The 22,932-nt window shown below is 64.1% G+C and carries 16 protein-coding genes; 5 read left to right on the forward strand and 11 right to left on the reverse strand.

What is annotated here, in order from left to right:
- Positions 1 to 95: 95 nt before the first annotated feature.
- The 3 genes from LB525_RS02740 to LB525_RS02750 form a co-directional block, all read right to left on the reverse strand.
- A complete protein-coding gene (locus LB525_RS02740) occupies positions 96 to 2,507 on the reverse strand; it encodes a circularly permuted type 2 ATP-grasp protein (protein ID WP_224543311.1) in 2,412 nt (803 codons plus the stop codon).
- 6 nt (positions 2,508 to 2,513) lie between these two features.
- Positions 2,514 to 5,864: a DUF2126 domain-containing protein gene (locus tag LB525_RS02745; protein ID WP_224543312.1), complete on the reverse strand. Its 3,351-nt coding sequence runs from the start codon at positions 5,862 to 5,864 to the stop codon at positions 2,514 to 2,516.
- Positions 5,865 to 5,970: 106 nt separating this feature from the next.
- The gene (locus LB525_RS02750) at positions 5,971 to 7,167 is read right to left on the reverse strand and encodes an acyl-CoA dehydrogenase (RefSeq protein WP_224524402.1); all 1,197 of its coding nucleotides are present in this window, start codon (positions 7,165 to 7,167) and stop codon (positions 5,971 to 5,973) included.
- Between the two features lie 106 nt (positions 7,168 to 7,273).
- Between LB525_RS02750 and LB525_RS02755 the strand changes: the two genes are divergently transcribed.
- Positions 7,274 to 8,185: a LysR family transcriptional regulator gene (locus tag LB525_RS02755; RefSeq protein ID WP_224524400.1), complete on the forward strand. Its 912-nt coding sequence runs from the start codon at positions 7,274 to 7,276 to the stop codon at positions 8,183 to 8,185.
- Here LB525_RS02755 and LB525_RS02760 read toward each other — a convergent pair whose 3' ends face one another.
- The 8 genes from LB525_RS02760 to LB525_RS02795 form a co-directional block, all read right to left on the reverse strand.
- Complete coding sequence (locus LB525_RS02760; protein ID WP_224543313.1) at positions 8,186 to 10,507, reverse strand: Tex family protein; 2,322 nt, start codon at positions 10,505 to 10,507, stop codon at positions 8,186 to 8,188.
- Positions 10,508 to 10,629: 122 nt separating this feature from the next.
- Positions 10,630 to 11,805 (reverse strand): serine hydrolase domain-containing protein, encoded by a 1,176-nt coding sequence (locus tag LB525_RS02765; RefSeq protein WP_224524387.1) that lies wholly within the window; start codon positions 11,803 to 11,805, stop codon positions 10,630 to 10,632.
- 29 nt (positions 11,806 to 11,834) lie between these two features.
- On the reverse strand, positions 11,835 to 13,031 hold the full coding sequence (locus LB525_RS02770) for a serine hydrolase domain-containing protein (RefSeq protein ID WP_224524385.1): 1,197 nt from the start codon (positions 13,029 to 13,031) through the stop codon (positions 11,835 to 11,837).
- Between the two features lie 121 nt (positions 13,032 to 13,152).
- Positions 13,153 to 14,181 (reverse strand): extracellular solute-binding protein, encoded by a 1,029-nt coding sequence (locus LB525_RS02775; RefSeq protein WP_224524381.1) that lies wholly within the window; start codon positions 14,179 to 14,181, stop codon positions 13,153 to 13,155.
- 45 nt (positions 14,182 to 14,226) lie between these two features.
- Positions 14,227 to 15,039, reverse strand: a complete 813-nt coding sequence (locus LB525_RS02780; protein ID WP_224524379.1) for an ABC transporter permease — start codon at positions 15,037 to 15,039, stop codon at positions 14,227 to 14,229.
- Positions 15,032 to 15,979 carry an ABC transporter permease gene (locus LB525_RS02785; protein WP_224543314.1) on the reverse strand — a complete coding sequence of 316 codons (948 nt, stop codon included), beginning with the start codon at positions 15,977 to 15,979 and terminating at the stop codon, positions 15,032 to 15,034. Before LB525_RS02785 ends, LB525_RS02780 begins: the two co-directional genes overlap by 8 nt.
- Positions 15,979 to 17,082: an ABC transporter ATP-binding protein gene (locus LB525_RS02790; RefSeq protein WP_095766400.1), complete on the reverse strand. Its 1,104-nt coding sequence runs from the start codon at positions 17,080 to 17,082 to the stop codon at positions 15,979 to 15,981. The genes LB525_RS02785 and LB525_RS02790 overlap by 1 nt, the downstream gene beginning before the upstream one ends.
- A gap of 141 nt (positions 17,083 to 17,223) precedes the next feature.
- Positions 17,224 to 18,891 (reverse strand): amidohydrolase, encoded by a 1,668-nt coding sequence (locus LB525_RS02795; RefSeq protein ID WP_224524377.1) that lies wholly within the window; start codon positions 18,889 to 18,891, stop codon positions 17,224 to 17,226.
- 250 nt (positions 18,892 to 19,141) lie between these two features.
- On the opposite strand from LB525_RS02795, the gene LB525_RS02800 reads away from it, so the two are divergent.
- The 4 genes from LB525_RS02800 (at position 19,142) to LB525_RS02815 (ending at position 22,777) form a co-directional block, all read left to right on the forward strand.
- Positions 19,142 to 19,795 (forward strand): TetR/AcrR family transcriptional regulator, encoded by a 654-nt coding sequence (locus LB525_RS02800; RefSeq protein WP_140689327.1) that lies wholly within the window; start codon positions 19,142 to 19,144, stop codon positions 19,793 to 19,795.
- Positions 19,796 to 19,836: 41 nt separating this feature from the next.
- Positions 19,837 to 20,868, forward strand: a complete 1,032-nt coding sequence (locus LB525_RS02805; RefSeq protein WP_224543315.1) for a histone deacetylase family protein — start codon at positions 19,837 to 19,839, stop codon at positions 20,866 to 20,868.
- Positions 20,869 to 21,299: 431 nt separating this feature from the next.
- Positions 21,300 to 22,010, forward strand: coding sequence for a helix-turn-helix transcriptional regulator (locus LB525_RS02810; RefSeq protein ID WP_140842032.1), 711 nt, complete (start codon positions 21,300 to 21,302; stop codon positions 22,008 to 22,010).
- Complete coding sequence (locus tag LB525_RS02815) at positions 22,007 to 22,777, forward strand: helix-turn-helix transcriptional regulator (protein ID WP_140541759.1); 771 nt, start codon at positions 22,007 to 22,009, stop codon at positions 22,775 to 22,777. The genes LB525_RS02810 and LB525_RS02815 overlap by 4 nt, the downstream gene beginning before the upstream one ends.
- Positions 22,778 to 22,932: the final 155 nt, after the last annotated feature.

The raw sequence follows: 22,932 nt of genomic DNA on the forward strand, positions 1-22,932 counted from the left end.
GTTGGGCTCGGCGGCTTCGCCGTAGCCTTGCGTCCGGAATTGCGCAAAAACAGAGAGATAGAGCATTGAAGGCGATCCTTTTCGCTGGAAATGCTCTAACCGAAATAGGCCTTGGAGAGGCTGTTGTAGAGATCGCCGATCTGGCCGGCGAGGTCGTCGAGCGCCTTGGCGCTCATGTCCGATGGCTCCATGACGGCTATTGCCGTGTTGAGCCGCAGGATCTCCTTGGCGGCGGGTGACATGTGCCCCTCGCCGCCGATCGAAGGCAGCATGCCGATCTCGGCCTTCAGCCGCTCCAGCTGGAACAAGATCGAGCGAGGATTGAGCGGGTCGAGCGCGAGCAGGTCGATAACCGTGTGCCGCCCGGCCTGCACCGGATATTGCCGGCGATGGGTCATGACGCTGTCGCCGATCTCCAGCATCATGTCCAGCGCCCCTTCCGGCGCCTCATTCCTTGTCAGCTGGCTGAGCGTGCGCGCGATCTGGATGCCGCGTTCCAGCCTGCGGCCGATCTCCAGGAAGCGCCAGCCGGTGAAGCGGTACATGTTCTCGTGCAGCAGGCCGGAAAAGCCGGCAAGCTTGCGCAGCATCACCGTCATCGCCCGCGTCGCGTCGTCTCCGGGCGCGACCGTCTCCGCGAATTTGTGGATGGTCTTGGACAGATCCTTCAGCGCCAGCCAGCCATCGGGAGAGAAGCGGTCGCGAATCTGGCCGGCGCTGTAGACCGCGCTGTCCAAAGTGCCGATCAACCCCGGTGGTATCGCCGTTTCGACGTCGATGCCGAACGGTTCCAGATAGTCCCTGATATCGGCAAGCAGCGGCATATCCGGATCGGATGTCTCGGCAAGCCGCACGTGATAGGCGCGCAGCACGCGCACCGTGTCTTCGGAGCGCTCGATATAGCGTCCGAGCCAGGTCAGGTTCTCGGCCGCGCGGCTGGGCAGGCTGCCCGGCATGGTGCGGGTGAAGCCGTCATGCTCCTGCGGCAACAATGTCTCGCGCTCGACCGGCCTGTCGCTGACCACCCAGACATCCGCCGCCTGGCCGCCGCGCTGCATGGCAATCGCCGTCGGGTCGAGCGAAAATCCGACACGGGCGAAGCCGCCGGGCATCACCGTCCAGCCTTCCGGCGTGCGCGCCAGATAGACGCGCAGGCTGGCAGGCCGCGGCTCCAGCAAGCCGTCGACGAACACCGGCGTGGTCGACAGCGTCACGGCTTCCTGGCCGACGAAGCCGGCGCCGTCCGCCTCGATGCGCGCGATGAGCTCGGCCCGCTCGCCGGCCGAAAGGGACGATCCGAGCCGGGTCGCGCCATCGTCCTCGAAGGCAAGCCGGGTCGAGAGCGCCGGGCCGACCACCATGCGGTCGATATTGGCCAGCACATGCGCGCGCTCCGCCTCTTGCCCGCACCACCAGGTGGCGATGCTCGGCAGCTTGAGATCGTCACCTTGCAGTTCTCGCGCGATCTTGGGCAGGAACGACAGCAATGCCCGCGTCTCCATCAGGCCCGAACCCAGCGCATTGACGGCCGAAACGGAGCCGCGCCGGATTGCCTCGACCAATCCCGGTGTGCCGATCTGCGAGTCCGGCCTGAGCTCCAGCGGATCGGCGAAAGCGGCATCGAGCCTCCGCCACAGGACGCCGATCGGCATCAGGCCGGAAACGGTTCGCACCATCAGCCTGCCGCCGGAAACGGTCAGGTCCTCGCCCTCGAGCAGCATGATGCCCAGATAGCGGGCGATATAGGCGTGCTCGTAATAGGTTTCGTTGAGCGGTCCCGGCGTCAGGATGGCGACGCGGCCGCCCGACTCCCTTGCCATAGCGTTCAGCGCGTCGCGGAAGCGGCGGAAAAAGCTGGCAAGCCGATGCACATGCATCTCGCCATAGATATCCGACAGCGCACGCGTTGTGGCGACGCGGTTCTCCAGCGCGAAGCCTGCGCCCGACGGCGCCTGGGTGCGATCGCCCAGCACCCACCAGCGGCCGTCCGGGCCACGGCCGAGCTCGAAGGCGACCATATGCAGAAAATGCCCGTTGGCCGGCCGGACGCCGGCTATCGGGCGCAGATATTCCGGGCTGGCTGCAATCAGGCCGGCCGGCAGAATGCCTTTCTCGACCAACCGGTTCGGCCCGTAAATGTCGGACAGGATCGCCTCGAACAGATCGGCGCGCTGGACGAGGCCGGCGCTGATCTCGGCCCATTCCTTCTCGTCGATCAGCAGCGGGACATGCGCGAGCGGCCACTCCCGCTCATTGGCGCCAGCCTGCTCATAGACACGGTAATAGACGCCGGCATCGCGCAGATACTGGTCGGCGCGGGCAAACCGCTGCCCGAGCCGATCCGCCCCGAGATCGTCGAGCGCGTCGATAAAGGAGCGCCAGGCCGGGCGCGGGCTGCCGGCCGCGTCGACCATCTCGTCGACGACGCCTTCGATCGGTCGGTAGCGTTCCAGCAGGCTCGGCGCCCGCGGCCTGCCGCCTGCCCGTCTCTGATTCCCCTTGGCCATTGTCGATCAGAATCTCGCCGGCTGCCTGAGGTCAAGGGTCATGGGGAACTCTTCAGCAGCTTCTTCGTCACGCAGCACATAGCCGCCCGGCGTGTGGCCGCGCGGTTCGAACCGGGCAAGCCGTCGCGCCTCGGCCTCGTTGCCGTTGACTGGGAAGGTGTCGTAGTTGCGGCCGCCCGGATGCGCGACATGGTAGACGCAGCCGCCGACCGAGCGGCCCGACCAGCGGTCATAGATGTCGAAGACCAGCGGCGTGTTGACCGGCAGCGCCGGATGCAGGCCCGACGCCGGCTGCCAGGCCTTGAAGCGAACGCCGGCCACCGCGACCTCGCGATTGTCGGCGACCTTCATCGGCACGAGGCGGCCGTTGCAGACGATGGCGTGACGCTCCAGATTGAGGCCTTCGGTTCGCACCTGCAGCCGCTCGACCGAGGAATCGACGAAGCGGACCGTGCCGCCGATAGCGCCCTGCTCGCCCATCACATGCCACGGCTCCAGCGCCTGCCTCAACTCCAGCTTGACGCCGGCATGTTGGACCTCGCCGCAGAACGGGAAACGGAATTCGAGCTGGGCCGCGAACCATTCGGGGCGGAAGTCGAAGCCGTTGAGCTTCATATCCTCCAGCACGTCGAGGAAATCCGCCCAGACGTAGTGCGGCAGCATGAAACGATCGTGCAGCGAGGTGCCCCAGCGCACGAAGCGGCCGTCGAGCGGGTTTCTCCAGGCGCGGGCGATGATCGCGCGCACCAGCAATTGCTGTGCGAGGCTCATGCGCGCATTGGGCGGCATCTCGAAGCCGCGGAACTCGACCAGGCCGAGCCGGCCGGTCGGGCCATCCGGCGAGAACAGTTTGTCGATGCAGATTTCCGAACGGTGCGTGTTGCCGGTCACGTCGGTCAAGAGATTGCGGAACAGCCGGTCGACCAGCCAAGGCAAGGGCGCCTCGCCCTTGTCAGGATGCGGCACCTGCGCCAGCGCGATCTCGAGCTCATAGAGCGAATCGTGCCGCGCCTCGTCGATGCGCGGCGCCTGGCTGGTCGGGCCGATGAACAGGCCCGAAAACAGGTAGGACAGGGACGGATGCCGCTGCCATTGCAGCACCAGGCTCTTCAGAAGGTCTGGCCGGCGCAGGAACGGGCTGTCATTGGGCGTCGCGCCGCCGACCACGACATGATTGCCGCCCCCGGTGCCGGTGTGGCGGCCGTCGATCATGAACTTGTCGGTGCCGAGCCGCGATTGCCGCGCTTCCTCGTAGATAGCCGTGGTGGTGGCAACGCATTCCTGCCAGTTGGCGGCCGGATGGATGTTCACCTCGATGACGCCGGGATCGGGCGCGACGCGGATGACGTTGAGGCGCGGGTCGTGCGGCGGAGCATAGCCCTCGATATGCACCGGCAACCCGATGGCCTTGGCAGCATTTTCCGCCGCCGCCACCAGTTCGAGATAATCCTCCAGCGCCTCGACCGGCGGCATGAACACGCAGAGCCTGCCGTCGCGCGGCTCGACGGTGAGTGCGGTCCGCACCGCGCCGCCGATCTCGGTCAGTCGCTGCTCGACCCGGTCCTGCTGGGCCGTGGCGGCAGTGAAGGAGGCCTCAGCCTGCTGACGCGCCGTTTCGTCCGCGCCGCCGGCCGGAGCTTCCGGCAGGATTTCGGCGCGCGCCGGCAGCGGGCCACGCGGCACTGAGGGGTCGACGGGCACGATGTAAGGGAATTGCGCCGGCGGAACATAGGGCAACGTACCGAGCGGCAAGCGGTAGCCGACTGGAGAGTCGCCCGGCACCAGAAACAGGCGCCCGCGCCTGGTCTTCCATTTTTCCGAGCGCCAGCGCTGTCCAGCGGCCTGGCTGTTCCAGCGCTGCACCGGCAGCACATAGCCTGACGGCTTGGTCAGGCCGCGCTCGAACACGCGCGCCATGCGGCTGCGCTCTTCCGGGTCCTCCAGCTTCGAATTGGACGGATCGACATTGTCCGGCAGCTTGCCTTCCTTGAGCAGCCACTCGCCCGGATCCTCATAGGCCTCGCCGACCATCGCCTTGTCGATGCCGAGCTCGCCGGCGATCGCCGTGAGCAGGCTTTCGGCCTGTTCGGGTCCGATGGCGGCGCTGCTCGTCTCGCGCGCGATCAGCGACGGATCGCGCCAGATCGGCTCGCCATCGGTGCGCCAGTAGAGCGAAAAGGTCCAGCGTGGCAGGCTCTCGCCCGGATACCACTTGCCCTGGCCGTAATGCAGGAAGCCGCCCGGCGCAAAGCGCTCGCGCAGCCGGCGGATGAGCTGGTCCGCCTTGTCGCGTTTGGTCGGACCGACGGCCGCCGTGTTCCATTCCGCGGATTCGAAATCGTCGATCGACACGAACGTCGGCTCGCCGCCCATGGTGAGCCGCACGTCGCCGTCTTTCAGCACCGCGTCGACCTTTTCGCCCAGTCGATCGAGCGCCTCCCAACTTTCGTCCGAAAATGGCTTGGTGATGCGCGGATGCTCGGCGATGCGGTCGACCCGCATGTCGAAGTTGAAATCGACATTGGCGAAGCTCGCCATGCCTGAGATCGGCGCGGCATTGCGGAAATGCGGCGTCGCGGCAAGCGGCACATGGCTTTCGCCGGTGAGCAGGCCGGAGGTCGGGTCGAAGCCGATCCAGCCGGCGCCCGGAATATAGACCTCGCACCAGGCATGCAGGTCGGTGAAGTCGACAGCGGTTCCCGGCGGTCCGTCGAGCGAGACGAGATCCGGCTTCAACTGGATCAGATAGCCGGAGACGAAGCGCGCGGCGACGCCCAGATTGCGCAGGATCTGCACCAACAGCCAGCTCGAATCCCGGCACGAGCCCTTGCCGGCGGCCAATGTCTCCTCGGGCGAATAAACACCCGTCTCCATGCGCACGATATAGGCGATCTCGCGCTGCAGCCTTGCATTGAGGTCGACGAGGAAATTGACGGTGTTTGTCGGGCTGCGGCCGATCGTCCGAAGGAATGCCGTCAACAGCGGCCCGGCGGGCTCCGGCGCCCGGTAGATGGCGAGGTCTTCCCTGATCTCCTCCGGGTAGTCGAACGGGAAAGTCTCGGCGCTCTCCTCGACGAAGAAGTCGAACGGGTTATAGACCGTCATGTCGGCGACGAGGTCGACCTCGATCTTTAATTCCGTCACCGGCTCCGGGAAGACGAAGCGGGCGAGGAAGTTGCCGTAGGGATCCTGCTGCAGGTTGACGAAGTGGTTTGCCGGCTCGACCTTCAGCGAATGGCTGAGCACCTTGGTGCGAGAATGCGGCGCCGGCTGCAGCCTGATCACCTGGGGACCGAGCACCACCGGCCGGTCATATTTGTAATGGGTCAGGTGATGAACGGCTGCCTGAATTGCCATGGTGCCCCGGAGTTCGGCGTTTCAATTCGCCGAACCCTGACATAGATGCTGGCCATTCTCCAAGCAGAGATGTTGCGCTGCACCTAATTTAAGCAGCCTTGCCGGCTTAGAAAAACGCCTGGATCCCCGTCTGCGCCCGCCCGAGGATCAGCGCATGCACGTCATGCGTGCCCTCATAGGTGTTGACCGTCTCCAGGTTCTGCGCGTGGCGCATCACGTGATAGCCGATCTGGATGCCGTTGCCGCCATGCATGTCGCGGGCCTGGCGGGCGATGTCGAGCGCTTTGCCGCAATTGTTGCGCTTGACGATCGAGATCATCTCCGGCGCCATCTTGCCTTCGTCCATCAGCCGGCCGACGCGCAGCGAGCCCTGCAGTCCAAGCGCGATCTCGGTCTGCATGTCCGCGAGCTTCTTCTGGAACAGCTGCGTGCCGGCGAGCGGCTTGCCGAACTGTTTTCTGTCCAGGCCATACTGCCGCGCGCGATGCCAGCAATCCTCGGCCGCGCCCATCGCGCCCCAGGAAATGCCGTAGCGAGCCCGGTTGAGGCAGCCGAACGGACCGCCGAGGCCCTTGGCATTGGGCAGCAACGCGTCTTCACCGACTTCCACGCCTTCCAGCACCACCTCGCCGGTAATCGACGCCCGCAACGACAACTTGCCGCCGATCTTCGGGGCTGACAGTCCCTTCATGCCCTTTTCCAGCACAAAGCCGCGGATCTCATCCTTGCCGCTATCGCCCTTCAGCTTCGCCCAGACGACGAACACATCCGCGATCGGCGCATTCGAGATCCACATCTTGGAGCCGGAGAGTCTGTAGCCGTTCGCGGTCTTCTCGGCGCGCGTCTTCATCCCGCCCGGATCGGAGCCGGCATCCGGCTCGGTGAGTCCGAAACAGCCGATCCATTCGCCCGATGCCAGCTTCGGCAGGTATTTTTTGCGCTGCGCTTCCGAGCCATAGGCATGGATCGGATACATGACCAGCGAGGACTGCACGCTCATCATCGAGCGATAGCCGCTATCGATACGTTCAACTTCCCGCGCCACCAGCCCGTAGGTCACATATCCGGCGCCAAGCCCGCCATATTCTTCCGGAATGGTGATGCCGAGCAGGCCCGCTTCGCCCATCTCGCGGAAGATCGACGGGTCGGTCTTCTCGTCGGCATAGGCTTCCTCGATGCGCGGCGCCAGCTTGTCGGCGGCGAAGGCGGCAGCGCCGTCGCGCACCATGCGCTCGTCCTCGGAAAGCTGGTCCTCGATCAGGAAAGGATCGTTCCACACGAAGGCGTTCTTCTCGGCGGCCATGGCCTCGATCTCCCGACATATTGTTGAGGTGGCCGGCTTATCGGACTCCGCGTGCAAAAAATCAAACGAAATTGCATCACGGATCGATGAGCGTTAGTAATGGATCATGAATGTCCAGCGCCGCCTTCTACCCAACACCGCCGCCCTCGCCGCCTTCGAAGCGGTTGCGCGTCTCGGCTCCTTCACCGCCGCCGCGCGTGAGCTCGACCTGACGCAAGGGGCTGTCAGCAGGCAGATCAGCCTCTTAGAAGAGCAATTCGGTCGCCGGCTGTTCGAACGCGACAGCCGCAACGTCCGGCTGTCGCCGCCCGGCGAGATCTATGCCGAAGCGGTGCGCTCGGCGCTTGGCCAATTGCGTGATGCGGCGCTTGGATTGATGAGCAATCGGCATAGTGGCGTTCTCAACCTGGCCATCCTGCCGACCTTCGGCACACGCTGGCTGATGCCGCTGATCCCGGATTTCGTCGCCCGCCATCCCGATATCACCATCAACTTCGCCACCCGCATCGGACGCTTCAACTTCGCCCGCGAGCGGCTGGATGCCGCGATCCATCACGGCATGCCCGACTGGCCGGACGCCGATTGCACGCTCTTGATGCGCGAGACCGTGATGCCGGTGGCTTCGCCCAAATTCCTCGCCACCCGCGCCATCGTGACGCCGTCCGATATCAGCCGCCTGCCGCTGCTGCACATGGCGACCCGCCCCGGCGCCTGGAGCGAATGGTTCGAGCATCAGGGGCTTGAGGCCCCGACCGGGCCCGGCATGCAGTTCGAGCAGTTCGGCACGGTCGCGCAGGCTTGCATGGCCGGCCTCGGCGTGGCGCTGCTGCCGGAAATCCTGATTGCCGGCGAATTGCAGCGCGGCCAGCTGGTGCCGGCGCCGGGCACGCCGATGCAAAGCCACAGCGCCTATTACCTCGTCGTGCCGCACGACAAGCGCGGCCACCCGCCGGTCGCCAGCTTTCGCGACTGGCTGCTGGGCCAGATCGGCAAGGAGCCAGCAGTGCTCGCGTGGTAGCTATTTGCGCTTCATCGCCTCGGCGAGCGCCGCACCGAGCGCGCCCTGCGACGGCCGCTCCGGCTGGCGCTGCGGCGCTGGCGAGCGCGGCGCCGGCTTGCTGCCGCCGTGATCGCGCTGGCCGCCACGGGGCGCCCCGCCCTCGCCGCCATCCTTGCGCATCGACAGGCCGATGCGCTTGCGCTTGATGTCGACATCGACGACCCGCACCTTCACGACATCGCCGGCCTTCACCACTTCATGCGCGTCCTTGATGAAGCGGTCGGCCAGCTGCGAGACATGCACCAGCCCATCCTGGTGCACGCCAATATCGACGAAAGCGCCGAAGGCGGCGACATTGGTAACTGTGCCTTCGAGCAGCATGCCCGGCTTCAAATCCTTGATGTCGTCGACACCCTCGGCAAAGGTCGCCGTCTTGAAGCCGGGGCGCGGGTCGCGTCCGGGTTTTTCCAGCTCGGCGATGATGTCGCGCACAGTCGGCAGGCCGAAACGCTCGTCGACGAAGACGCGCGGGTCGAGCGCCTTCAGCGCGGCGCTGTCCCCCATCAGCGCGCGCACGTCGCGGCCGCAAGCGGCGACGATCTTCTTGGCCACACCATAGGCTTCCGGATGCACCGATGACGCGTCGAGCGGCTCTGTCCCGTTCGGTATGCGCAGAAAACCGGCGCTTTGCTCGAACGCGCGCGGCCCGAGCCGCGCCACCTTGAGCAGGTCCTTGCGGGTGGCAAACGGCCCGGCCGCGTCGCGATGCGCAACGATCGCCTCGGCGAGCGACGGCCCAAGACCCGACACGCGCGCCAAAAGCGGCGCCGAGGCCGTGTTGAGGTCGACACCGACAGCGTTCACCGCATCCTCGACCACCGCCTCCAGCGAACGGCCGAGCCGGTATTGGTCGACATCATGCTGGTACTGCCCGACGCCGATCGATTTCGGCTCGATCTTGACCAGCTCGGCCAACGGATCCTGCAGGCGCCTCGCGATCGACACCGCGCCGCGCAGCGAGACATCGAGGCCCGGGAATTCCGCCGCTGCCGTCGCCGAGGCCGAATAGACTGAGGCACCAGCCTCGCTGACGATCACCTTGAGAGGCTTCGGCCCGGCACCTGCCGGCAGGTCCGAAAGCATGTCGGCAACCAGCTTCTCGGTCTCGCGGCTGCCGGTACCGTTGCCGATCGAGATCAGCTCGACCTTGTGCTGGCGGATGAGGGCGGCGAGCTCGGCCTGCGTGCCGCGCACATCGTTCCTTGGCGGGAACGGATAGACGGTGGTGGTCGCCACCAGCTTGCCGGTGCCGTCGACCACCGCCACCTTGACGCCGGTGCGGATGCCTGGATCGAGCCCCATGGTCGGCCGCGAGCCGGCGGGCGCGGCCAGCAGCAGGTCCTTCAGGTTGCGGGCAAAGACATGGATCGCTTCTTCCTCGGCCCGCTCGCGCAGGTCGCGCATCAGGTCGAGCGTCAGATGCAGCGACAGTTTTATCCGCCAGGTCCAACCGGCTACCTCCATCAGCCATTTATCGCCGGGCAGCGTCGCGCCGATCGCATAGGCGTTGGCGATCATGCGCTCGACCGGCTTCACCGGCGATTGATCGTCGGCATCGACCTCGATGTCGAGCGACAGCACCTCTTCATTGCGGCCGCGCAGCATGGCCAGGGCACGGTGGCTGGGCACGCCTGCCCAGCGCTCGACATGGTCGAAATAGTCGGAGAATTTCGCGCCGGCCTCCTGCTTGCCGTCAACGACCCGAGCGCGCAGGAAGGCGCGTTCCTTCATATAGGCGCGCAGCTTGCCGACCAGATCCGCATTTTCGGCGAACTGCTCCGACAGGATGTCGCGTGCGCCTTCGAGCGCGGCCTTGGTGTCGGCCACCTCGTCCGTGACATAGGCGAGCGCAAGCTCGGCCGGAATTTTCGAGCGATCGGCGAGGATCGCCTCTGCGAGCGGCCCAAGCCCACGCTCCTTGGCGATTTCGGCCTTGGTGCGCCGCTTCGGCTTGTAGGGCAGATAGATGTCCTCGAGCTCCGCCTTTGTGGCGGCCGCCCCGATCTTGGCTTCCAGCTCCTCGGTAAGCTTGCCCTGCTCGCGGATGGAGCTGACGATGGTCTCGCGCCGCGCATCGAGCTCACGCAGATAGGCGAGCCGCTCGGAAAGGTCGCGCAATTGGGTGTCGTCGAGCCCGCCGGTGACTTCCTTGCGGTAACGCGCGACGAAGGGGACTGTCGCGCCTTCGTCGAGCAGCCCGATTGCCGCCGCTGCCTGTTCCGGCCGCGCGCCGATCTCGGCCGCGATGATTGCTGCGATGCGCTTGATGTCCGATGCCATGCTGGTCCCTGCGGAAAAGAGCGGCGACCATAGGACGGGAGAACCGCTGCGCCAACCGCAAGGGTTTCGTCACGCGCCGAAGGTCCACAGAAAACAGCTGTTGGAACCAGCCTCTGACCGGCTCAAACCATGCCGCTCAACGCTTCGAAGAACGCCACGATGTCCCCATCCAGCTTGTCGTCCACCGGTTCCGGCTGCGACGACATCTTGGCGATGACCACGTCCGTCTTCGGATTGACGTAAAGCCACTGGCCGTGAATGCCGATGCCGCAGAAGGCGCCGCTGTCGTGGCCGGTCTGATACCATTTGTTGCGGTAGCGTCCCTTCGGGAACAGGAACGCCATCGTGCCGCGTTGCCAGGCTTCATGGCTGCCGCCGGCCACCGTGTCGCGCACCCAGGCTTCCGGCACGATGCGGCGGCCATTGGCGATGCCGCCCTGCCGCATCATCTCGCCGATGCGGACAAGGTCGCGCGGCGTCATCGACATGCCACCGGCGGTGCGCGCCGTGCCTTCCATGTCGACGGTCACCGACATTTCGCTTCCAGCACCGAGCGGCTGCCACAGTTTCTCGCTGAGCAGGTCGCTGACACGCCTGCCGGAGGCCCGTTCGATCAGGATGCCGAGCACGTCTGAATTGGGCGAACGGTAGCGATAGGTCTGGCCATGCGGCTCGGCAAGCCGCTGGATGGTCATAAGGAACGCGGCGAGGCTTTCGGACCCGCCGCCGGGGTTCCACAGTGTCGAGCGGCGGTAGCGGGCGAAGGCGCTTTCCGGATCGAGATAGGCTTCCTCGAAATCGAGGCTGACCGTCATGTCGAGCACGTTGCGCACGCTCGCGTCGCCATAGGCTGAGCCCTTGGCTTCAGGGATGTAGTGCGTTACCGGCGCGTTGGGATCGAACAACCCCTCGCCTTCCAGTATGCCTGCGAGGATCGCCGTCACCGACTTGCTGATCGAAAAGATGATGTGGCGCGCTCCGAACGGCATGTGCGGCGCCGACCAGTCGCCGAAAGGCTTGCCGGCCTTCAGGATCGTCAGCCCGTCCGTGTTGGAACGCTTCAGGAAGCTCTCGACGGTCTCGCTGCCGCCGGCAAGCGATATCTTTTCCTCAAGCAATGCGCCGAGCGATTTCGCTTGGCTCTCGCCGGCGGGCGCCGCCGCGATATGCGCGCTCGGCACCAGCTCGCCGACATTCTGGAACGACCATCGGTTGAACGGCGAAAGCCGCCAGTTGTCGAGCCGCACATCCTTGCGGGCAAAGCCGTATCTGGCCTCGAACGCGGTCTTGCCGCTCATGATGCTCTCCCGGATCTTGTTTTGCGGTTTCAGGTCAGCGCGGCGGCGATGGCATGCACCGCCTTCTGCGTCGCCACCGAATAGGCGGAATTGACGAAATCCGGATAGCTCGAAAGCTTCACAACGACCAACCTGTGTTCCCAGCTCATGTGGATCAATTGGCCGAACACGCCGCGGCACATCAGCGAGCGTGAGCGCGAATCCTCGATCCAGAATTGGTTGCGGTAGCTGCCGTCGGGAAGGCTCGGGCTGAAATTCGGCCCGTGCTTGCCGCTGCGTGTCGCCTCGATCCAGTCGGCCGGGATCACGCCGCCGCCATTGTCGAGGATCAATTGCCCGAAGCGGCCATAGTCGCGCAGCGTCGCATTGAAGCCGCCATCGGCCAGCGCATAGCCGGCGCTATCGACGGTGAAGCAGGCGCTCTCGTCGGCGCCGAGCTTCTGCCAGAGCTCTTCCGAGACCAGCTGCGCCAGGCGCTTGCCGCTCACCCGTTCCATGATGAAGGCGAGCACGTCGGTCTCGATCGAGCGGTATTCGAACGCTTCGCCATGCGGGCGCACCTTGTCCTTCAGCCGCAGGATCAGCTCGAACAGGTGCGACGGCCACTCGAAGTCCGGGTCGCTGCCCGGCGGGATCGGCTTCCAGCCGGTCGCGACATCGACCTGGCCGATCTCGGAATAGCGGTCGGTATATTCCTCGGAAAAGCGCACGCCCGTCGTCATGTCGAGCACATGCTGCACCGTGGCGCCGGCCCAGCCGGTCTCGACAAGTTCCGGCAGATAGTCGGTGACCAGCTTGCCCGGATCGATCAGGCCGTGCCCGACCAGGATGCCGCACACCGCTCCGGTGACCGACTTCGCCATCGATTGCGACAGATGCAGCGTGCGCTCGTCCATGCCGTTGAAATAACGCTCATAGGCGATCCTGCCGTCCTTCAGCACCAGGAAGCCGTCGGCATAGGTTTCGTCGAGCAGGCTTGCGAGTGTCGTCGGCGCTCCGTTGCTGTCGACCACCGGCAGATCGTCGAGGTCCACCTCCGCGCGCTCGAGGCGATGGCGATGGCCGCTGCCGCGCCACACCTCGACGGTCGGCAGAAATTCGCGGATGTGCTGGAAGGCCCAGCGGTTCCAGGGCGGCCGGTCCCAGTCGAGCTTCGGCGGCACCAGCCTGGGTGGCGAGCCCTGCATAATCGGCGGCCGCGGATCGGAGTTGCGATAGGACGACAAGATTTCCTCCTCGATGCATGTCGCCCAAATGCGTAAGCGGTTTTTCGCAGAACGATATGCACAGAACCAGTCACAAGAAAGGGAGGCCGGAGCCTCCCCTCCTTCCATGCGCCGCGCTGTTTTATTTGCGCAGGTTGGTCCAGATCTTGTTGTAGATCTCCACCACGTCCGGCGGGCATGGCGGTACGAATTCCGGCGTCGGCGAGCCGGCCGGAGGGCTGATTTCCGGCGAGTTGGCAAACTCCGGCGGCAGGAATTTATGGCTGCCGGCGATGCCGTTGTCGTAACCGGCAAACTCGGAGATCAGCGCCGCGTTCTCAGGCGCCATGACGAAGTCCTGGAACAGCTTCGCGTTTTCGAGGTTCTTGGCGCCCTTCAGCACCGCGACATTGTCCATCCAACCTTCGATGCCTTCCTTCGGATAGGCATATTTGATCGCCGGAATCTTCTGCCGCGAACGGTAGCTGGCGCCGTTCCACTGCTCCGAGACGATGACGTCGCCGGAGGTGATCTTGGTGATGGTGTCGTAACTGAAGGTTTTCCACGACGGCTTGGCGGCCGTTAGGATGTCGTTGATTTTCTTCAAATTGGCCTTGTCGGCGCCGCACCGCGGCACGCCGGCATAGCGCTCGGCCGCATGCATGACGGTGTTGACGTCGTCCAGCATATTGATTTGGCCCTTCAGTTCATCGGGGGGATTGAACAGGATGGCCAGCGTGTTGATGTCGCCCTTGAACTTGTCCGTATTGACGGAGAACGCGGTCGTGCCGAATTGCCACGGCACGGTATAATGGCGGCCGTCGTCCCAATAAATGTTGAGGAAGCGCGGATCGATGTTCTTGCCGTTCGGCATCGCGTTGGGCTCGGTTTTTTCGAGCAGGCCTTCTTCGATCATGATCTTCACAGTGTAGTCGGACGGCACGACGATGTCGTAGCCGGAATTGCCGGCGCGCACCTTGGACAGCATGGTTTCGTTGGAATCGTAGTCGTCCAGCGTCACCTTGACGTTGTACTGCTTCTCGAATTTTTCGATCAGCTTGGGGTTGGTGTAGTCGCCCCAATTGTAGATGTGCAGTTCGCCGTCGGCGAGCGCCGGCACTGCCCATAGCAGAACGGCCGCGGACACGGCCGCCATCATCTTTCCAGACATTTTATGTTCTCCTTGCCTTCCCATTGTTGTGTTGGAGCTCGCGGATCATTTTGCTCGCCGCCGCGCGATCAGGAACGAGACCGAAACGAACAGGATCGACACCAGGAGCAAGATGGTCGAGATGGCGTTGATCTCCGGCGTCATCGGCCGCCGGATCTGGTTCCAGATGTAGAGGGGCAGCGTCGTCTGGCCGGGGCCGGCGACGAGTTGCGTGATGGTGAAATCGTCGAAGGAGACGATGAAGGCCAGCGCCGCGCCCGACATGATGCCGGGAACCAAAAGCGGCAGCGTGATGCGCTTGAAGGCGTTCCACGGCGTCGCATAGAGATCTGCTGCCGCGTATTCCAGCGTCAGGTCCATGTCCTCGAGCCGCGCCCTGATCGGCATATAGGCGAAGGGGATACAGAACACGGTGTGGGCGAGGATCAAATTGCCGATGCCGAAATTCAGCCCGAGCGTGCCGGCGATCAGCGCGAAGAACGAGAGCGTCGCCACCGCCGTGATGATCTCCGGCACCATCAACGGCAGGTTGATGACCATGAAAGCCGCGGCGAGCCCGCGCCATGGCTTCACCCGCGTCATGCCGATCGCGGCCAGCGTCGCGCAGATGGTTGAGACGATCGTCGCGGTCACCGAGATGATCAGCGTGTTCTTCGCCGCGCTATGGAATTCCTCGTTGAGCAGCGCGCTGCCGTACCAGTTGAGCGTGACGCCTTCCCAATGCGTGACCAGCGATCCGCTGTTCAGCGAGAAGATCATCAGGATCAGCACCGGTATATAAAGCACCAGCAAGCAGATGATAGCGATCGAGCGGAAGCCCGGCTGGTCCTTGATGTCCATGACGCGAGGCTCAGCCATGCTGCACCTTGCCCGACGTATTGCGGACATAGAAGTACAGCGCCACCAGCACTGCCGCCATCAGAATCAGCGCCTGCGCGCAGCCGAGCGGCCAGTTGCGGCCCGAACCGAATTGCTGCGCGATGAGATCGCCGATCATCAGGTGCACGCCGCCGCCCAGGATCAGCGGCGTCACATAAGCGCCGAGCGCCGGAATAAAGACGAGCAGGCAGCCGGCGATGATGCCGGGCTTGGACAGGGGGATGATCACCCGCCACAGCACCTGCCGGCGCGTCGCGTAAAGATCGTAGGCTGCCTCGACCAGGCGGAAGTCGAGTTTCTCCAGGCTCGAATAGAGCGGCAGCACCATGAACGGCAGGAAGGCGTAGAGCAGGCCGAGCTGGATGGCGAAATCGGTGTAGAGCATCGTGATCGGCCTATCGATCACGCCGAGCGCCAGAAGCGCATTGTTGATCAGCCCCTCGTCGCGGATGATGAACATGATCGCCAGCGTGCGGACCAGGAGGTTCGACCAGAACGGGATGGTAATCAGAAGCACCCACCAGTTGCGCTGCGCCGGCGGCCGCGTCGCCATGAAATAGGCGGTCGGAAAGCCGAGCAGCAGGCAGATGATCGTCGTCACCACCGCGAACAGGAAGGAGCGCAGATAGATGATCAGGAAGTCCGGCGTGAACTGCAGCGTGTCGTCGAAAATGTCGCGCTGGAACAGGAAGTTCAGATAGGCGTCGGTCGAGAACTGCCACTGCACGCCGCCATAAGGCGCAGCGACCAGGAATGAATAGACGCAGATGATGACCAGCGGCAGCACGCCGAAAATGCCGATGATGATCAGCGCCGGCAGTGACAAGAGCCGGTTGCGCCGCGCGCTGGTTTTCACCGCCTGGGCTTCAAACAACGCGGCCTTGGAGAGCGGGGCTGAGGAGAGAGCAGCTGTCGTCATCAGTCTTTCAGGACGCGGGCGGCGTCCTCCTCGAACTGGATGCCGACCTTGGCGCCGGTCTCGTAGGTCACCGCGCTCGAACGGCTGTTCTGGTGGCGCACGATGAAATTCTCGCCGTCCCCGTCGAGTTTTACGTGGAAATGGGTGTCGGTGCCGAAATAGACGATGTTGGAGAGCGTGCCGGTAATCGTGCCCTTGGTCGGATCGGGTACCAGATCGGCATGCTCGGGACGCACCACCAGCGTCACCTCGCCGGTCGGATTGAAGCCTTCTGGATAGCCGGCACTAATCGTGGCGCTGCTGGCGAATTTGACCGTCGCCACGCCGCCCTGCTTCGACACCACAGTGCCGGGCAGGAAGTTCGTCTCGCCGATGAAGTCGGCGACGAAGCGTTCGGCAGGCCGGTCATAGATGTCGCGCGGCGTGCCGACCTGCAGGATCTTGCCGGCCGACATCACCGCGATGCGGTCGGACATGGTCAGCGCTTCCTCCTGGTCATGGGTGACGAAGATGAAGGTGATGCCGGTCTCGTTCTGCAGCCGCTTCAGCTCGATCTGCATTTCCTTGCGCAGCTTGTAGTCCAGCGCCGAGAGCGGCTCGTCGAGCAAGAGCACTTTCGGCTGCGGCGCCAGCGCCCGGGCCAGCGCCACGCGCTGCTGCTGGCCGCCTGAAATCTGGCTGGTGCGGCGGGCCTTCAGCGCCTCCATCTTGACCAGCTTCAGCATCTGGGCGACGCGCGCCTCGATCTCGGCTTTCGGCTTGCCCAGCATCTCCAGTCCGAAGCCGATATTCTGCGCCACCGTCATATGCGGGAAGAGCGCATAACTTTGGAAGACGGTGTTGACCGGGCGTTTGTAGGGCGGCAGCGGCGCGATGTCCTGGCCGTGCAGCAGAATTTCGCCGGCGGTTGGGAAATCGAAGCCGGCAATCAATCTCAGCAGCGTCGTCTTTCCGCATCCGGAGGGGCCGAGCAGTGTGAAAAACTCGTTCTCGCGGATCGACACCGATACCGTGTCGAGGGCGGCTACCTGGTTTTCGCCGGTTCCGAAAACCTTGCGAACACCGCGAACTTCGATCGCGTTCTTACCCGGTTGTTCCGGCACGATTACCCCATTGAGAGCGCCTGCTCTTGTCGGCAGGTGTGTTCCTGTTTTGATTGTCACCACAAGCCGGTCGGCTTGGCAACTGCGCAGCAGTGACTCGATCCCGAGTCCCCATTCAATTAAGCAATTCCTATGCCATCGTTAGGCTTGGTAGGTGATCCTCCCTCCACAGATGGTGGTCACCGGATGCACGGTGTGCAGCGCCTCCGGCGCGGTCGCCTCGATATCGGCCGACAAAACGACGATATCGGCGAGATATCCGGTTTTGAGGCGGCCCTTGCGATGTTCATTGAACTCCGCATAAGCGCCCTCGAGCGTGTAGCCCTCTATTGCCTCCTGCAACGAGAAGCTCTGGTCCGGCATGCCTTCTGCCCAAGGCTTGCGCATCACTGCCGCCTGGATCGACAGGATCGGATCGACCGGCGAGACCGGCCAGTCGGAAGCGAACACCACGCGCGCGCCTGCGTTTTTCAGCGTGCGCCAGGCATAGCTCAACGGCCACTTGTCGCGGCCGATGCGCGAGATCGTCGGCTCGAGCGGGAAGTTCAGTGCGCCGGGCGGATGCGCCGGCTGCATCGACGCCAACACGCCGAGCTCGGCGAAGCGCGGCACGTCGGCGGCCGTGATCACCTCGATATGCTCGACGCGATGCCGGCTGTCGCGCCGACCGTTCTTCTTCAGCGCCGCCTGATAGCCGTCGAGCACCGCCCGCACGGCGCCGTCGCCGATCGAGTGCACGGCAATCTGCAGGCCGCGCCTGTCGGCCTCGACCGCCACCTCGGCGAAATGCTCAGGCGAAAACAGCGGCTCGCCGCGCCATCCGGGGCGGTCGGCATAGTCGTCGACCATCACCGCCGTCCAGGAATCCAGCACGCCGTCATAGAAGACCTTGACCATGCCGGACGTCAGCCATTCTGAATTATAGGTCGCGGCCATTCGCGAGGCCTTTTCCAGCATCTCCAGCTTCATGAAGTTCTTGAAGTGGAACGGGATCTTGGTGCGGCAGAGCAGCCGCCCTTCCTTTTCCAGCCCGGCCAGCAGCTCCAGCTGATAGAGATTGCCGTCCATGTTCTGGATGGAGGTGATGCCATGCTTGGCGCACCACTCGAGGCCGCGATGCATCAGGTCCCGATCGGCAGCCAGTTCCTTCGCCGAAGGATAAGGATCGGGCTCCGCGCCTTCCAGGCCAAGCCGCGTCCGGTTGGCCCCGTAATGGTCGAGGACCGGTCCGAAGGCCTCGCCTTCGCGCAGCTCGCCGGCGGCGAGCCCGTCGGCCTCCATGACGATCTCGTTGCCTTGTCCGACCTCCCTGCCATTGAGCAGCCCGGCCTCTTCCAGGGCCTTGGTGTTCGCCCACATCGTATGGTGGTCCGAAGCCGACATGGCGAAGGGACGATCGGGAATGATACGGTCGAGATCGTGGCGCGTCACCGGCTCCGGCAGGATGGCGTAGTCGACGCCGGCCCCGATCAGAAGCCTGGCGTCCGGGCGCTTCGCCGCGAAATCCTGGATCGCGTCGCGGAGCGCCTCGAAGCCGTGCACACCCGCCAAATGCAGATTGTCGAGCTCGGCCGCGCCGCCGAACAGATGCATATGCGCCTCGATGAAGCCCGGCAGCACCGAGCCGCCCTGGGCGTCGACGACCTTGGTGGCCGGTCTCTTGATGTCTTCTATAGAAGCGCGGCTACCGATGGCGATGATGGCGCCGTCCTTGACGGCAACGGCCTCGGCAGCGGGATTGTCATTGTCCATGGTCAGCACGCGGCCGTTGACGACCACAAGATCCGCACCACCATCCGCAACCGACATCGCGACTCCACATTTTGCTGAGGGATCGGCAACGCCAGACCCAACGAGCCGCCGCTCCATATGGACAACGCCGTGGGACAAATCGATGCCGATGCGCCGTCTTCGAAATTCCCCTTGTTATCGTGGAAGACAGCGTGGATAAAGAATGCGACTGATTATTCGCGTTTGTCAACATGCCGGATTTAGAATGTACTGTGGACTGCACCGCACGCCGATGGCGAGGCCGAGCGGGGAACGGGGGCAACAAGCAGTGAAGCGCAGTCTCGACCGCAAGACCAGAATAGCGCTCGAACCGCGCAAGCAGCCGCGGCAACAACGGTCAAGCAAGGTGGTCGACAGGATTCTCGATGCGGCCCTGATCCTGACGCGAGAGCAAGGAACCAGAACGCCGACGACGCTCGCCATCGCGCAGCGCGCGGGCCTGTCGGTCGGTTCCGTCTATCAGTACTTTCCCAACAAGGAAGCCATTCTTCTGGACCTGGCCCGGCGCTGGCTGTCGTCTTTTCCCGAGGTGATCCGGAAACGCATCAACGTCCCCCGGCCGACCAACCGTGACGAGTTTCGGCGCGAGGTGCGCAAGCTCTTCGCCGACACATCGAGGCTCTATCTCGAAAACGCCACGCTGATGCCGGTGATCGAGGCGATATCCGGCAACGCCGACCTGAGGCCTATCCAGGACGAATACGACAAAGAGATCGTCGCCCTTTACGCCGCGTGGCTGCGGCATGTGAATCCGGCGCTTGAGGACAAGATCGCCAGTCGGCTCGGCGTGCTGATGATGGAAGTCGGCCATGTCTGCCGGCTTGTCGGGCTGAAGAGAGACCGCAGGACCTACGACCTCATCGAGGACGATGTGGAAACCATGTGGCTCGCCCTGGTCAGCCCCCATCTCAATCTCGAGTGATTTCGCACTTCCAACCGATTCCGCACTTCCAGGGAGTTTCCATGAAAACTGTCTATTCGCCACTTCATGCCGGCCATTCAGGCCAGATGGAACTGGTCACGTCGGCGATCGTGCCGGGTTTCGAGAAGCCGTCTCGGGCGGAATTCATCAAGGCGCGGGTTGAGAGCGAGAAGCTCGGGCCGATCATCGGACCGGCCGAGCACGACCTAGCCGCCGCCAAGCGTGTGCATGAGGCTCACTACATCGATTTCCTGCCGACGGTGTGGCCGCAATGGGTCGCCGCCGGCTTCACGGGATCGGCGATGGGGTTCACCTGGCCGACGCGCGGCCTGCGCGGCGATGTGCCGCCGAAGCGCGTCGATGCCTTGCTCGGCTATTATTCCTTCGACGCCGGGGCCACCTTCGTCGAAGGCACCTGGGCGGCGATCAAGTCGTCCTATGATGTGGCACTGACCGCCGCCGCTTTGGTCAAGGACGGCGAGCGCAGCGCCTTCGCGCTTTGCCGCCCGCCCGGCCATCATGCCGGCGCTGCCTTCATGGGCGGCTACTGTTTCATCAACAACGCCGCCGTCGTCGCGCAGTGGTTCCGCGACCACGGCGCCAAGCGCGTTTCAATCCTCGATGTCGATTACCATCACGGCAACGGCACGCAGGAAATCTTCTATCGCCGCGGCGACGTCCAGGTGCTCAACCTGCATGGCGATCCGATGGTCGAGTATCCCTTCTTCCTCGGCCATGCCGACGAGCGCGGCGAAGGCGACGGCGAAGGTTTCAACGTCAATTACCCGATGCCTTTCGGCACCGATTGGGACGGCTGGAGCGCGTCGCTGGAGGACGCCTGCGCCAGGCTCGCGGCCTACGCCCCTGATGTCGTCATCGTCTCGCTCGGCGTCGATACTTTCGAGAAGGACCCGATCAGCCAGTTCAAGCTGAAGAGCGAGGATTATCCCAAGATCGGTCGCCGTATCGCCAAGCTCGGCCTGCCGACGTTGTTCGTCATGGAAGGCGGCTACGCCGTGGAAGAGATCGGCATCAACGCCGTCGGCGTGCTGACCGGCTTCGAGGATCGCTAAGCCCCTGTTCAAGGCCATGCGCTCCCGGATGCAACCGGGGGCGTATTTTTTTACGACCTCGCCTCGAAATCATCGACTCAATTCAGCTTTGAACTACCGCCAAATAACGCGAAGACCGGCTGCTGAGTCGCAATGCGAGTCCATCGGATTCGATTTTGTCAAATCGCGTTTGATGTCAGATTCATCTGCGGGTAGATTAGACCCGAATCAGCCGGTCCACGGGGGCGCGGCGACCACCCAAAGTCTCGAGTCCGGCGCCAGGCCGGCACCAGACGCGGACGGTTTCGCGTTCCCTAGAAGGATTCGGCGCGGTTGGGCGCCGTTCGCGCCCGTGAGTGTGTCTTCGTAAACGTGACGCGTTTCGGGTCCGGCCGTTGGCTTCGCCAGCACCGGGCACAAGGATCGATTCCGGCAAGAATCCAAGAATTAAAATGAGCAGTCCCGCCGCGCTTCTCCAACCCGACGCTTCAGGCTCGCGCCTGACGTCGCGCGGCGATCTCACCAGCTTCTTCATGCAGCTTGCCGCCGATATCGGCGCCGACAGCTACATGCTGGTCGCCATCGTGCATGACCAGGACCGTAACGATGCGCGCATCGTCTCCTCCAACTGGATCTTCGACGCCATCGAGCTGATCGGCAAAAGGCTGATCGCCAATTTGGCGCTAGGCCCCTTGACCGTGGCGCCGGGCGTACGCCCGAAGCCGTTGGTGGCGGCGCACGCGCCCGACGCCGGTGCGTTGCTGAACGGCGAGGAAGCCCGCCTGCTCGACGTGCTCGGTCACGCCGAAATCTATTCGCTGCGGCTCAATGTCGGCCGGCAGCGCCTGTTCGTGCTGTTCTCGGCTGCCGAGGCAGGCAGGATCGACTTGGCCGCCCTGATGAAGGCGCAGATCAAATGCTGTTATGCGCTTTCCAGCATTCCGCAGCTGATCGCGGCGGCATCCATGCAGGACCCGCTGTCGGACCGCGAGCGCGAATGTCTGTTCTGGGTTTCGGAAGGCAAGACCACCGATGAGGTTGCCGTCATCCTCGGTGTCTCGTCGAACACCGTCAACAGCTACATCACGCACGCCATCCAGAAGTTCGCGGCCAGCAACCGCGCGATGGCGATCGCGACCGCGATCAGGAGCGGCATCATTTGAAGCACGCACAGGTCAAAGAGGCGGCCGCCGCCCTTTTCAACGATCAGCGCAATCCGTTCGGCGCCTTCTCGCTCGGCTCGGAGACCCATCAAGCGGTCACCATTCCGGATGCCGTGCGTCGCTGCCGCTGGATCGCCGTCGATATCAATGCCTCGGCCTTCGGTCTCTATTTCGTCAGCCCCTCGCCCGAGCGCGCGCGTCTCGTGGCGTGTTTCGATTCCGACTATCCCGGCACCGCTGTCGCGACCAAATTCATCTCCGGCGCCAATGGCGAGGACATGGTGCGCCACAGCCGGCTCTCGACGGCGCCGCGCTGGTGGGCCGACGACGGCAGCGCCGGATCGCGGCAGGTCTTCCACTCGCTCGCCTGGGCCGAGCCGACCACGCCGCTGGCGCCCGGCACCAACGGCATCGCCTTTCCGGTGCATGCCGATCGCGGCCAATGCGGGCTGGTCGTCTTTCTCGGCTCGGAGATCGCGCTGTCCGACGAAACGCTGTGCGAGATCCACGCCCGCTCCTTCGCGCTTTTCGCGGCGGTCGCCCGCATCCGCCCCGGCGACACCGGCAGGGCGCGTTCAATCTCCAAGCGCGAGCTGGAATGCCTGAAGCTGACCGCCAACGGCAACACCAGCGAGGAGATCGCAAAGCTCCTCAAGCTCTCGGTGCATACCGCCAACCAGTACCTCACCCAGTCGACGCAGAAGCTCAACGCGGTCAACCGCAACCAGGCGGTCGCCAAGGCGTTGCGGCTCGGCTTGATCGAGTGACGTCACGCCTGCGGGGGCGCTGAACGGGCCGCGGCTAAAGCATGTCTCCCGAAAGTGGGAACCGGTTTCGGGGCAAAGACATGCGCAAAATCAAAAGCCTAAAGCGCAGGGAGCGAATCCAAAAGATTGCGATGCGCTTTAGGTCGGCTCGCCTG

Source organism: Mesorhizobium sp. CA16, assembly GCF_020165175.1.
Classification (GTDB): domain Bacteria; phylum Pseudomonadota; class Alphaproteobacteria; order Rhizobiales; family Rhizobiaceae; genus Mesorhizobium.